Below are 13,703 nucleotides of genomic sequence, written 5' to 3' on the forward strand. Positions count from 1 at the left end.
CGAAACAGCCGATGCGCTGCGCGCGGAACAGAGACGCGTCAGTTTTGCTTCAATTGATTCGAATGCCAGTAAATGGCGTTACTCAGTTGCAAGCGTAAAGGGCTGATCGTGGCACTTGAATTCCCCAATCCCAGCCGGAGCTACGATGCCGCGAGGCATTGTGTGTGTTTCTGGGGATACGACAATTCGCGCGAAATCACCTTCCTGGTGGATGACGCGGTGATCAGGAATCTGCAGCCGGGTGCGGGCTCCGACGAGCGGTCGATACTCGGGGCGTTCGACCAGTTTCGGGAAAAGCTTCTGGAGATCGCCCGGAAGCGGTATGTCAGCGGTCCGCAGAACCGGTATTCGATTTCTTGAGTGGCGGCCTCTTCGACCTGGCGTCGAATACGGCCCGCAGATAGCTCGCGGTACGACTGTCCTCGGCGAGCGCCACCGTCTCAGGCTGGCCGCTCACAACGATCCGGCCACCCTCCTCTCCAGCCCCTGGGCCCACATCGAGGATCCAGTCGCTTTGCGCCGCGACGCGCATGTCGTGCTCGACCAGCACCACGGTATTGCCAGCATCGACAAGGCCATGCAGGTGCACCATCAGGCGATCGGTGTCGACGGGATGTAGACCCGTAGTCGGCTCGTCGAGGATGTACAGCGTATCGCCACGTTGCGCACGCTGCAGCTCGGTCGCAAGCTTGATGCGTTGCGCCTCGCCTCCGGATAGCTCCGTGGCCGGCTGTCCCAGCCGCAGATAGCCCAGGCCGATGTCGCGAAGCACGGTCAGCGAGCGCATCACCTGCGCTTCGTCGACGAAGAAGTCGCATGCGGTGTCCACGGTCATCGCCAGCACTTCAGCGATGTTGCGATCGCGCCAGCGGATCTCGAGCGTCTGCGGGTTGTAGCGGCTGCCATGGCACGTCGAACAAGGCGCGTAGACGCTTGGCAAGAACAGCAGCTCGACCATCACGAAGCCTTCGCCTTCGCACGTCGGGCAGCGTCCTTGCGCGACGTTGAACGAAAACCGGCCGGCGCTGTAGCGACGCTTGCGTGCAGCGGGAGTGGCGGCAAACAGCTTGCGCACGGTGTCGAACAAGCCACAATAGGTCGCGAGATTCGAGCGCGGCGTACGGCCAATCGGCTTCTGGTCGACGCGCACAAGGCGCTTGATCCTGTCCATGCCGGCTGTGATCCGGCCGTCGGTCGTGACAGGCGGGGCCGCAAAAAGCGGATCGACTTCGTCGTCTTCGGCAAGATCGGGTACGCGCCCGAGATGTTCCGCCACGAGTTCCGTCAGCGCCTGGCTCACCAGGCTGGACTTGCCGGATCCCGAGATGCCCGTCACCGCGGTCATGCAACCCAGTGGAAAATCCGCCGCAAGCTTGTGCAGATTGTTGCGCGTCACGCCTTCGAGCCGCAGCCAGCCGCGGGGCTCGCGGCGCGGACGGGGCGCGGCCTCGCTCGCCTGAGCGTCTGACTCGCCCTGCGCAAACAGGTAGCGGCGTGTGCGCGAGCTTTCGACATCCGCAAGGCCTGCGGGTGGTCCGCTGTAGATCACACGTCCGCCCGCCTCGCCGGCATCCGGGCCCACGTCGACGAGCCAGTCGGCGCGCTGCATCACGCTAATGTCGTGCTCGACCACGAACAGCGAATTGCCCGCGTCCTTCAGGCGCTGCAAAGCTTCCAGCAGCGCATCGCCATCCGCGGGATGCAGTCCGGCAGACGGCTCGTCGAGCACGTAGACAACGCCGAACAGCTGTGACGACAGCTGTGTGGCGAGCCGCAGCCGCTGCAGCTCCCCGGAGGACAGAGTCGGCGTCGCGCGGTCCAGCGCAAGATAGCCGAGGCCGAGGTCGATGAGGGTTTTCAGACGTTCGAGCAGTTCGATCGCAAGCCGCTGCGCGGCCACGCGCTTCTCGTCGGACAGGTTGGGCGTACGGCGCACGTCAGGGGCAGCCTGGTGAGCCTGTCCGCCGGCCGCGACACGGCGCGCGACCGCTTCGCGCCGGCTGGCCTTGTCCATAACTTCGCCATCAGCGGACGTGCTGGAAGACGGCCACTGGCCGCGCGAGACGGGTTCGAGCAAGGCAGCCAGCCGTGCGATGGGTAGCTGCGAGAGCTCGCCGATATCCATACCGGCGAACGTCACCGAGAGCGCTTCCGCCTTCAGCCGCTTGCCGTGGCACGATGGGCATTCACTGCCGAGCATGAACTGCGACACGCGTTTCTTCATCAACGCGCTCTGCGTATTGGCGAAGGTATGCAACACGTACCGGCGCGCGCCGGTGAACGTGCCCTGATAGCTGGGCTCTGCCTTGCGTCTGAGGGCGGCGCGTGTCTCCTTCGGCGTGAAGCCCGCGTAGACCGGCACCGTGGGCTGTTCGTCGGTAAACAGAATCCAGTCGCGGTCTTTCTTCGGCAGATCGCGCCACGGCGTGTCGACGTCGTAACCGAGCGTGACAAGGATATCGCGCAGATTCTGGCCGTGCCATGCGGGCGGCCATGCGGCGATCGCGCGCTCGCGGATCGTGAGCGAATCGTCGGGGACCAGCGAGCGTTCGGTCACGCTATAGACGCGGCCGAGCCCGTGGCAAGTCGGGCAGGCGCCCTGTACCGTGTTCGGCGAGAAGTCCTCCGCATACAGCATTGGCTGCTTCGGCGGATAGCTGCCGGTTCGCGAATACATCATGCGGACGAGGCTCGACAGCGTCGTCACGCTACCCACCGACGAACGCGCGCTCGGCGTGCCGCGCTGCTGCCGCAAGGCGACCGCGGGCGGCAAGCCTTCGATCGCATCGACATCGGGCGCGCCGACCTGCTCGATCAGCCGCCGCGCGTATGGCGCGACCGACTCGAAATAACGCCGCTGCGCTTCCGCGTACAGCGTGCCGAACGCAAGCGACGACTTGCCGGAACCAGACACGCCGGTGAACACCACCAACGCATCGCGGGGAATGTCGACGTCGACGTTCTTCAGGTTGTGCTCCCGCGCGCCGCGAACCTGGACGAAGCCGCGCGGCACAAAAGTGGACGACTCGGGAAGATCAACCGAATGCTTGGGAGTGGAGGACCGTGAGGGCTTGGCCATGGCGACAGGGATAGGTTCGGGGGTGACGGTCTTGCATGCGGTCGCAAGCGACGTGCCGCTGGGTTCGCCGTACGAGGCGATCATGACTTCGGTATCGCGTGCCAAGAAAAATCTGCACAAGCTTCATTCTAGCCAAACCGGCCATGGGCGGTTCCCTCGGTCAATGAGCCAACGACGGCTTTCCGGATCGTGGTCCGATACATCAAGCGGAACACCGTGCCATACTTCCCGAACATATGGCCCATATTTCCTGTTGACGATGACCACCTCTTCCACGTCCATCGGTTTTAACCACAATACGCTCGAGCGCCGCTCCGAAAGACGCGACGATCACGCCTTCATCGAAGCGCTACGCAACAACCCGGCTACGCGATTTCTCGTCTTCGACGGAGACGCTCCCTTGCTCAAGCGAGGCACCGAGCATGACCCGTGGTACATCGCGAGTGAAACGGCGGCCTTCGGCGAGCCGCTTCACAGCGTGTTTCTCGGCGAGGAAAGCGACGGCAGCGGACGCTTTGCGCTCGGCTTCACACTCAACCCCGCCGCGGACGATCCGTCGGGAGACACGCTCCACGAGCGCATCGAGCTTCGCTCTATCGCGCTGCAGGGTCTTGTCGGCACTGCGACACTGGGAATGCTCGGTCAGGCGAAGTCGATGCTCGACTGGCAGCGCCGCCACTCCTACTGCGCAAACTGCGGCTCGCCGAGCCGCATCGCGGCGGCCGGCTGGCAACGCATCTGCGATGTTTGCGGCGCACGCCACTTCCCGCGGGTGGACCCGGTCGTGATCATGCTCGTCATTGACGGTGAACGATGCTTACTTGGGCGCCAGCGCCATTTCGCCCCGGGGATGTATTCGGCGCTTGCCGGGTTCGTCGAACCGGGGGAAACCACGGAAGACGCCGTGCGGCGCGAAGTCATGGAGGAGGCTCGCGTGAGGTGCGCACAGGTTGTCTATTTCGCGTCACAGCCGTGGCCATTCCCTTCATCGCTGATGATCGGCTGCTTTGCGCAGGCGAGCGATACCCAGATCGTGGTCGATACAGAGGAACTCGAAGACGCCCGCTGGTTTTCGCGCTCAGAGGTCGCGGCGATGCTCGCGGGTACGAGCGCGAGCGGGCTGTCGGCGCCGAAGCCGTTCGCTATTGCCCATCATCTGCTGCAGGCGTATGCGGATAAGGGTGCTGCGGTGTTAAGCGGTTGAGGGTATCCGTATCATCCGATGAGCTCAACACTCAGGAGGGGTAACAACGTGCCACTGTCCGAACTCCGGGTCAAACAGTCCCGCCCCGTCGCAGGTTGAGTTGTCGGCCACAACTATGATCGGGTCCCGAAACAGGCTGCCGCGAGTTGCGCGGCGGCCATGACGTGATACGCCTGCCCTAGCTGCGCGAAGCGCGCGGCCTCGTGAACGAGAACCCACGCTGGCGGTGAAGCGAAAAACGGCATCGCGTCCGGGTGCCGTGATTTTCTCTCAATCATTCGTTCACGCTTCGCGGGTTGGTCCGCGATCCTCGCGGGACATCACGATCCATGTGACCGGTCCTTCGATACGGTCGCGACCAATGCCCTCGGGGAACACGTCGCCCTCCTTGAACATGCGCTCCTGCACGAACGCGCCCGGCGATTCGAGCACACCCCAGCGGCCTGCGTGCGGGCAGCGTTCGCCGGTCTTTCGCGAGATGTGTGGCTTTTGCACTTCCCCTTGCGGGGCATCTTTCTGCTCACGGGCAAAGTCCACCAGGTCCTTCGGATAGAACCGCATGTCGCGATAGCTGCGGTCGTCAATGTTCCAGAGCAGCGTTACCAGCCCGGCCTCGAAAGCCCAATAGCCGAAAAAGAACACGCCAAGACTTTTGTGACCGTCGTACCAATAGCAATCCTTCATGCCGCCATACCAGTACTTCAGATAGTCGGCCATTGCTTGTTGCTGTGCCTCACCCTGCGTTTCGGTTGCGCGCAGCAGGTCGGTATAGGGTTTCGCGTGTATCAGCGAAGCGCCCGACAGGGAAACGCCAAAGCGGTCAAACAGGCGGCTCATCAGCACGTCCTGGCCGTCGTCGGGATCAGTGCTAATCCACGTCGCAATAGTTGGCACCCATTCCTTGAGTCCGAGCAGCGCCGCTAGCGACAGCAGCCACATCACGTATCGGTAAGCGTCGGGCTCCCAAAGGCGCAGTCGTCCGTAGTCTGGATATGACTCATAGTGGGACTTGAACAATTCCATGCAACGGGTCATGTCAGCTTTGAGTGAAACCACGGCTTCACCGGCTGAATAGCGGGCAATCAGAATCTCTAACGAAATAGTGCCCCTGTCCCAAGATAGACCGCGCTTGTGGCCAGGGAATTTTTCTGGAGCAACAAGCATCTGTTCAAGCTTCACTAACCGGCCTTCCTTGTACTCCAACTTCTCTCGGTAGTGATGCTCTGGAAGCAAAGGCTCACGCCTCAGTTTGTCGAATGCTTCACTCATTTTGGTAGCCGTTCCTTTTGTGTGGATTTCCCATCAGGGCCGTTCAATTCACTGGCACCGTAACAGCCTTGGCTGGCGTGAAACGAAAAACGGCATCGCGTCCGGGTGCCGTGATTTGCCCTCGATCATTCGCTTACGCTTCGCGGGTTGGTCCGCCATCCTCGCGGGACATCACGATCCATGTGACCGGTCCTTCGATACGGTCGCGACCAATGCCCTCGGGGAACACGTCGCCCTCCTTGAACATGCGCTCCTGCACGAACGCGCCCGGCGACTCGAGCACACCCCAGCGGCCTGCGTACGGGCATCGCTCGCCGGTCTTTCGCGAGATGTGTGGCTTTTGCATTTCACCCTGCGGAGCGGTCGCCTGCTTGCGCGCGAAATCCACCAGGTCCTTCGGATAGAACCGCATGTCGCGGTAGCTGCGGTCGTCAATGTTCCAGAGCAGCGTTACGAGCCCAGCCTCGAAGGCCCAGTAGCCAAAGAAGAACCCATTCAGGCGCTTATGCCGGTCGTGCCAGTAGCAATCCTTCATGCCGCCATACCAGCGCTTCAGGTAGTCGGCCATCGCCTTTTGTTGTGCTTCACCCTGCGTTTCGGTAGCACGCAACAGGTCGGCATACGGCTTCTCATGGATTGGCGATTCACCCGGCAAGGAAACGCCCAGGCGGCCAAACAGGTGGCTCACCAGCACGTCCTGGCCGTCCTCGCGATCGGTGCTGATCCACGTCGCGATAGTCGGCACCCATTCCTTCAGCCCGAGCAGCACCGCCAGCGACAGCAGCCACATCGTGTACTGGTAAGCGTCGGGTTCCCACAGCCGTAACTTGTTGTACGTAGCAAACCGTTCACGATGCACTCTGTACAATTCGAACATGCGCACGGTGTAGGGTCTGAGCGACGCCACATCCTCGCCGGCCGAGTAACGCGCAATCAATATTCGAAGCGATGTACCGGTTCGCTCCCAAGACAGTCGTTTTTTGTGCCCTTCGTCTTTTGTCGGGTCGGCCAGAATCTGATCGATTTCCGGATCGACCAGAAGGTTTTCGTAGAAATCCAACGTCTCATCGTAGTGGCTCTTCGGGAGCAATGGCTCGCGCTTCACCTGATCAAACAATTCACTCATGTCCTGCCTCAAATGGGTATTTTGCCAATCGCGTTGGCATTGCTATCCAGCTTGGCAATGTCCACGACCGTGCCCGATTCATCTACAACCATCAGCCATTTGTCGTATCCTGCCTTGCTAATATCGGCAGCAGTCTTCCGACCCACCGCGTCGACAAGTCTGTCTTCGACCCAGTCATCACTCATCTGTTTGCCGGATCGAGTATTCGGCAGATTCTTGGCCTCGAACTTGCCGCCCGTCCGAAACTTCGTCTCCGTCACGACGTAAGGGGGAGGCGGCTCGCTCCACGGCTTCATGTATACACCGTCGATGCCGCGGCCCATCGGTTGCTGCTCCAGCAGCCGCATCTGGCGGTTCGCCGACAGTTCCGACCGGTACCGCCGCACCGTCATGAAATCATCGCTCACCTTCTCGCCAAAGATACCCTTCTGCGCTCGGCTCATCTCCGCCACGTCGTCGCGATGGACGTTGCTGCTACCCGGCACCGCCTCCTGCGGCTCGGGCAACGGGCCACCACCGCCAACACCCTCCGCGCCGTCGCGCTTCATCGGCAGCACCTTCGGCGGCTCGCCAATGCCCGGACTCACGCGCACCTTCGGCGGCGCAACCACTTCAGGCTTCGGCGCGGGGACGCCCGCATACGCCGGATGATACGTCGGCGGCATTGTCTCCTTGAGCAGCTTCTGCAACGCCTCGTCCAGCTTCGCCAGCGCCTGCGGAACCTGCTTCACGGCATTGACCTGCACCGCATAGAAACGCTTCTCCATGCGCTCCAGTTCCGCAAGCAGTTCGCGCGCCCGACCGATGTACTCGATCCGGCTCAGAAGCGCCTGCGCATACTGGATTTTCGCCAGCACCCACTTGAAAAACTTGTCGAGGTTCTTCACCAGCGGGTCGCCGTAGTCGGCAAAGCGTATCTTCGCCAGCAGCTTGACGATATTGCCTTTCGTGAAGCGCGCCAGAAAGCCAACGACCCTTTCCAGCACCAGGCCACTCTTTTCGATCAGCAACAGGCACACCGCGCGGATCACCGCTGCGGCCTCGTCACCGACCATCGCGCCCGCCAGGCCGCCGACCGCCGCGCAGAGCGCCGGACCGAACACGCCCAGCGCCGACGCGACAAGGATCACCCATTCCTGCCATTCGGGATGCGCGGCATTCTCCGCATCGGTCGAACCACCGTCGTACCGTTTGCCGAGCCGCAGACTCACCGCCGCCAGATCGCGCGCGCTTGTGACGACCACCGCGCCCGGAACCGCGATGGCTACCAGCATGTCCGTCACGATCACACTTGTGGGCCGGTCTTCTGCGAACTCCCCAAGCGTCAGCGACTTCAGCCATTCAAGCGTGCCTACAGCCTCATCCCATACATCCCCCAACACGCTCATGCCTTCCTCCCGGCCGATGACACCAGTTCGGCCAGGTCGTCGTCAACGGCGACGGTATGGATACTGCTATGGGGGTTCGGGTCGTCGAGATACCGGATACGGCCTCCGGTTCCTGCCGACAGGCCGCTTAAGCGCACATACCCGTCCGCGTCGAGCATGCCGCGCTGCTGGCGGTAATTGTCGAGCCGCGCCACATAGCGGCATCCCGCGACCGGCGAGCCATCGGGATAGATGCGCCGGAATTCCAGATCGGTGACAGCGGGCGCGGAGCGGGGCAGGGACGGCATGGGCGTATTCATCGACGCCTTGGCCTGCTTCTGCACGGTAATGGTCTTGAGGAACAGATCGCCGGGACCGCCGACGGTGATGCTGCCGTCCTTGATTTGCACGAACGCGCCGCCGCACTCCAGGATGATTTCCTTCGCGGCGGACAGGTCGACCTTGCCGTTGACGCTGGCGACGTTCACGTCCTTGTCCGCAATAAAAGACATCGGGCCGCTTTGCGCCTGAATCTCGACTGGACCCTTGGCTGCAAAAATCTTGATGCCGAACTTCTGCGCGAACAGCGAGAGCTTTTCGCCCGCTGCGACCGTGAAGCGTTTCAGCACGCTCGTGTCGGCATTCTTCCCCGCGACGGCGCTAATGTTCTCCTGCGCCGCGAACTGCATGCCTTGGCCCGCGACAATGGCAGTGGAGGTGGGCGTGCTCATCAGCAGGCCCGGCTTCTTCAGGCCGTCCAGGTCGTTTTTCATCTGCTGCTGGGCGTCTGTGTCTGCTGGCTCGGCCTTCGCGCTCGCGGCCGAAGCGGCCAGCGCCTTCGCGATCACCAGCGCACTCTCAAGCTGCGCGATGGTTTCCTGCATGTCCAGTTGCTGGCCGGTCGCGCCAGGGCGGTCATAGGTCGTGACCATCATTCCCTTGCCCGCGCGGTTCACGCCGTAACCCGAAGTGCGAAGCTCATAGCCTTCGCCCCTGTATTCCAGCTTGTTATTGACCAGGTAGCCGAGATTCAGCTGCGACTTGCCCGAATGTTCCGTGCTCAGCTTGGCCCCTTCCTGGCCCGACCAGTCTTCGAAACGCAGCTTGTTATTCTTCTGCGTGCGGATCATGTTGCGCGAGAGCCAGCGCCGGTCGCTCGTCACCAGGTCGCGCGCCTGGCTATGGTGATGGAAGGCGCTGATTTCGGGCTTATCCGGATCGCCATCACGGCAGGTAATCACCGCTTCGGCATCGTCAAGCGCGGGGAAGTGCATGCCGGTTCGCCCCTTGCCCGCGAACGGTTTTGCCAGGCGCAGCGGTACGCTCTCGCCGCCATTGGGCCACGTCTCGAAGTCTGAATCGAAACGAACGATATAGCGCCCGTCTGCGTTGATGTACGAATAGGTGTAGCTGTCCGGACTGCAAATTCGCCCCGACAGGGTGCCGCTCACTTTGGCCCACGTCTGCGGCTTCAGTTCGAGCCTGAAGCGCCGGTCGGCGGGAATCGCCCTGAAGGTGTTGGAATAAGCCTTGTCACGCGCGCCGCTGTGCGTAATCTCGATGATGACCATGCCCTTTGGCGCATCGACCAGGACCGCATCGATTTCCAGCACACGGCCGCACTGCAACGCAAGCACGTTGCTCTCGCCTTCGTAGACAACCTGGCGGGCGATGGCCGCTTCGTGGCGAAGTTGTGCCTCCCACTGCGCGCCCGCCTGGTCAAGATGGTGCGTACCATAGACATAGGCCTGGCCATAGGTCGTGTCGTCCTGCGGCGCGATGTTGGCTTCGTCCCTGAAGCGCTCCCAAGCCGCATCCGGATTGTAGTCCGCGACCATGAACGACCTCGGCACTGTCGAGGTATGCGTACTGATCGACGTGACCGCCTCGATGCCGCCCGCTTCAAGTCCGGCTGCCTCGCGGTACGGCACGATCAACTGCGGGTCGTAGATATAGTGGTCGATGTCGTCGCCATAGACCGTCTGGTCGCCGTATTCCGTTTCGACGATATAGCTGTAGATACCCGCCTTTTCCATCAGCATATGGGCGTAGGCCGCGTCCGACATTCCGTACTGCATGCGGAACGCGTGCTGGGGATACTGCCTGCGCAAGCGAAACGACATCTGCTCGGGCCGCATGCCTTGGCCCTGCGCGATGGCCTTCAGGATGTCCGGCGTCGTGCCGTGCTGGAAAATCCTGTTACGCGTGACGGCCTCAAGCCGCGCGATATGCGACCTGAGCACGATTTCGTACGCGACGAAATCCTTCGTGGTTTGCAACGTCGAAAAGCGCGCGATGAACCCGGAGAACCTGCGTATGGTCCCGTCGTCTGCCTCGATTGAAAACGACGCTTCGCGGTTCAGGTAGTCAGCACGCGCAAGCTGCAATGGGTGGGTCAACATGACACGCACCTCATTGGGTGCGCCCATTTTTTCGGTCGCGGTGAACGACACGACCGACAGCACCACCGCGCTATCTGCGCCCGGCACGGTGAGGTGATACGCCTGTCTGCCTGGTATGGCTTGCGGCGCGTCTTGCAAGTCCGCCATAGGCTGCCCTCCTCGATGATTGTTTTTAGAGGCGCGGCCTGCGGTGCATCAGGACTGCTTAGATTGGTAGGCCGCGATGCGAGGCCAGTTCAACCCCTGAAGGTTTTTACCGCGCGATCCGTCCCGATTCTACGAGTCAGAGGCACAGAATTTGTCATTTGTTGTCAAGGCAAAATCACTAAGCGCTGTCCAACAGCGGACGAGCCTGGATGGCCAATCTTGAGTGGGCTTTGGGCGGTCTCGCAAGAATCGTCTGCTCACCACCGCTTGCTCGTTACGGCCTCCCTCGTCGCGCACCGGACATAGCCGGATTCTGGAGGAGAGTGACGAATGAGAGACGGGCGTCAAACGCCGAGTGGCATCATTGGCCAGCCGTGAAACACTGCCCGATGATGGGCCATTTGATGGGCCAGAAAAAACAAAAACCCTGTAAGCCATTGAACTTACAGGGTTTTGATGTTCCATTCTGGCGGAGAGACGGGGATTCGAACCCCGGATAGGTTATTAACCTATACACGCTTTCCAGGCGTGCGACTTAAACCGCTCATCCATCTCTCCGGCGGGAGCCGAATTATAGCAAAATCCGGAGCCCGCGCCACCCCTGTCCTGAAACGGACCTCGAACACCGCTCAAACGCCCGCCAGAGGCCGATCCAGCCGCCTTACGGATGCCGGATATAGTCCACCAGCGCCCGCGTATAAGCGTCCGGTTTCCGATCCACGAGACTCACCAGAATCGCCACCAGAAACCCCGCCGGCACGCCAAACACGCCCGAGCTGATCGGCTCGATCCCAAACCACCGCGCCCCGACGAACCCCGTCATCTGCGTGAAAAACGGATATGTCGAGACGATGTAGTAAATGCACACCACCAGCCCCGCCACCATCCCTGCCACCGCCCCAAGCCGGGTCGTACGCTTCCAGAACACCCCAAGCACCAGCACCGGAAACAGGCTCGACGCCGCCAGCGAAAACGCCGCCCCCACCAGAAACAGAATATTCCCCGTATTCAGCGACGCCACGTACGACGCAAACAGCGCCACCCCCAGCAGCAAAATCTTCGAGATCGTCACCCGCCGCTGGCTCGACGCTGCCGGATCGACCATGTGATAGTAGACATCGTGCGAGAGCGCATTCGCAATCGTCAACAGCAGTCCATCCGCCGTCGAAAGCGCGGCCGCCAGCGCCCCCGCCGCGATCAAGCCCGACATCACATACGGCAGCCCCGCAATCTCCGGCGCCGCCAGCACCACCATATCCGGCTGCATCTGGATCTCGCTCCACTGCACGAGGCCATCGTGATTCGTATCGGCGACGCTGATCAGGTTCGGTTCGATCCTCAGCCACTGCGTCAACCACTGCGGCAAATCGGCAAACGGATGATTCACGAGATTCGCGAGGATCTCGTACTTGATCAGCACCGATAGCACCGGCACGGTCAGATAAAACAGCGCGACAAAGAACAGCGTCCAACCGACCGAGCGTCGCGCCGAGGCCACTGACGTGGTCGTGTTATAGCGCGTCAGGATATGCGGCAAGCTCGCCGTCCCCAGCGACAGACACAGCAGCAGCGACAAAAAATTGCGCTCATGCGTCTGCCGGTCTTCGGCGCTGATCGCCGGAAACGGCTCGGCCATCGGCACCGGCGACGACGCGCGCATCAGCAACGCCTCGCGCTGTTGCGTCCACACGATCCTCGCGGCATCGGCGTCGCGCGGAAACAGTTCAAGCGCCCGCTCGCCGGTGTTGATGTCGCGCAACGGACCGTTATGCCGGCGCAAGTCAGCCACCTGCTGCGTCAGTTGCTGCTTCGCTTCCGTGAACGATTGCGGCAGCCTGTCGATCTGCGTCTGCAACTGCGCCGCCTGCATCCGGTAGTTCTCGCGTACGTTCTGGTCCAGCGGCGAGTCGCGCACCTGGCGCTCCAGAATCTCGACACGCGACATGAGTCGTCCGTAGTTAAATTGCGGCACCCAGCCGAGGCCATCCTTATGCGCGATCATCGATACGGGAATCAGAATCGCAAAGATCAGGATGACGTACTGTGCCACCTGGGTCCACGTCACCGCGCGCATGCCGCCGAGGAACGAGCACACCAGAATGCCCGCCAGTCCGCAGAAAATCCCCACCGCAAAATCGACCCCGATAAAGCGCGTCGCAATCAGTCCCACGCCCTGGATCTGTGCCACCAGATAGACGAACGAACACAGGATGGCGGACAGCGCAGCGAGTCCGCGCACTGCGTTGCTCGAGAAGCGCGTCCCGAGAAAGTCTGGAATCGTGTAGCGCGCCAGCTTGCGAACATACGGCGCGAGCAGGAACGCGGTCAGGCAATAGCCGCCGGTCCAGCCCATCAGATACGCGAGACCGTCGTAGCCCGTCGCGTAGATCGAACCCGCGAGACCGATGAACGACGCCGCCGACAACCAGTCCGCCGCAGTCGCCATACCGTTGAAAGCGGACGGCACGCGCCGTCCCGCGACGTAGTACTCCACCAGATCGGAGGTGCGCGACAGCAGACCGATGACTGCATACACAGCGATCGGCACGAACAGGAACACATAGCCGATCCACACGCCCGGCCCCGTCACGTTCTCGATGCGCCACATCACGTAAATGAAGGCCAGAAACCCTAGCGTGTAGAACGCGTATGAGCGGATGAGCCGATGCGTGAGCGTCATCGGCTCAGTTTCCTCGCGCTGTGGTGGGGCTGGCCGGCGTCGTGCCAGGGTCGACGTTTGCGTCCGCATCGAACGCGCGTTGCAGCGTACGATCGGCACGCTGCATCAGCACGATATAGACGACGATCAACGCCACGTAGATCAGGATCGCCCCTTGAGCGCCGACGTAAAACGGCAGGCTGAAACCGGCGAAACGGACCTTCGACAATGCAGGCGCGGCCAGCGGCACCACGAACGAAACGAGAAAGCCGAGGGCCATCAATACGCCGATCGACAGCAGGTTGAAACGCCAGTAGCGTCGATGCGCGCGCGCCATCGCCGCCGAGACCGGAGGCGGTTCGGGAAGCGGATGAAGCGCGGATTGAGAGGGGGGATGCGGCGCGGCCATGCGCCTATGTATCAAAAAGGAACCGCGCAGGCAATCGGGGT

The 13,703-nt window shown here is 61.8% G+C and carries 9 protein-coding genes and 1 tRNA gene; 2 read left to right on the plus strand and 8 right to left on the minus strand.

Annotated elements, in window-relative coordinates:
- Positions 1–72: 72 nt before the first annotated feature.
- The gene (locus tag P3T24_RS16295) at positions 73–360 is read left to right on the plus strand and encodes a DUF1488 domain-containing protein (RefSeq protein WP_074265238.1); all 288 of its coding nucleotides are present in this window, start codon (positions 73–75) and stop codon (positions 358–360) included.
- Here P3T24_RS16295 and P3T24_RS16300 read toward each other — a convergent pair.
- Positions 326–3,079, minus strand: a complete 2,754-nt coding sequence (locus P3T24_RS16300; protein ID WP_429436175.1) for an excinuclease ABC subunit A — start codon at positions 3,077–3,079, stop codon at positions 326–328. The two genes, P3T24_RS16295 and P3T24_RS16300, sit on opposite strands and share 35 nt — an antisense overlap.
- 259 nt (positions 3,080–3,338) lie before the next feature.
- Between P3T24_RS16300 and nudC the strand changes: the two genes are divergently transcribed.
- Complete coding sequence (gene nudC / locus P3T24_RS16305; protein ID WP_429436085.1) at positions 3,339–4,283, plus strand: NAD(+) diphosphatase; 945 nt, start codon at positions 3,339–3,341, stop codon at positions 4,281–4,283.
- A 282-nt stretch (positions 4,284–4,565) separates the two neighbouring features.
- Here nudC and P3T24_RS16310 read toward each other — a convergent pair whose 3' ends face one another.
- The 7 genes from P3T24_RS16310 to P3T24_RS16340 form a co-directional block, all read right to left on the minus strand.
- Positions 4,566–5,552: a PoNe immunity protein domain-containing protein gene (locus tag P3T24_RS16310; protein WP_429436087.1), complete on the minus strand. Its 987-nt coding sequence runs from the start codon at positions 5,550–5,552 to the stop codon at positions 4,566–4,568.
- 133 nt (positions 5,553–5,685) lie between these two features.
- Entirely contained in the window at positions 5,686–6,678 is a 993-nt protein-coding gene (locus P3T24_RS16315; protein WP_429436090.1) for a PoNe immunity protein domain-containing protein, read from the minus strand.
- Between the two features lie 8 nt (positions 6,679–6,686).
- Positions 6,687–8,066, minus strand: coding sequence for a hypothetical protein (locus tag P3T24_RS16320; protein ID WP_429436092.1), 1,380 nt, complete (start codon positions 8,064–8,066; stop codon positions 6,687–6,689).
- Positions 8,063–10,594 (minus strand): type VI secretion system Vgr family protein, encoded by a 2,532-nt coding sequence (locus P3T24_RS16325; protein ID WP_429436095.1) that lies wholly within the window; start codon positions 10,592–10,594, stop codon positions 8,063–8,065. Before P3T24_RS16325 ends, P3T24_RS16320 begins: the two co-directional genes overlap by 4 nt.
- 467 nt (positions 10,595–11,061) lie before the next feature.
- Positions 11,062–11,152 (minus strand) — tRNA-Ser (locus P3T24_RS16330).
- 103 nt (positions 11,153–11,255) lie between these two features.
- Entirely contained in the window at positions 11,256–13,274 is a 2,019-nt protein-coding gene (locus P3T24_RS16335; protein ID WP_074265248.1) for a sodium:solute symporter family protein, read from the minus strand.
- A 4-nt stretch (positions 13,275–13,278) separates the two neighbouring features.
- The gene (locus tag P3T24_RS16340) at positions 13,279–13,662 is read right to left on the minus strand and encodes a DUF4212 domain-containing protein (protein ID WP_429436098.1); all 384 of its coding nucleotides are present in this window, start codon (positions 13,660–13,662) and stop codon (positions 13,279–13,281) included.
- Between the last annotated feature and the right edge of the window lie 41 nt (positions 13,663–13,703).

Origin of the sequence: Paraburkholderia sp. GAS33 (assembly GCF_050436645.1) — a bacterium.
Taxonomy (GTDB): domain Bacteria; phylum Pseudomonadota; class Gammaproteobacteria; order Burkholderiales; family Burkholderiaceae; genus Paraburkholderia; species Paraburkholderia phenazinium_B.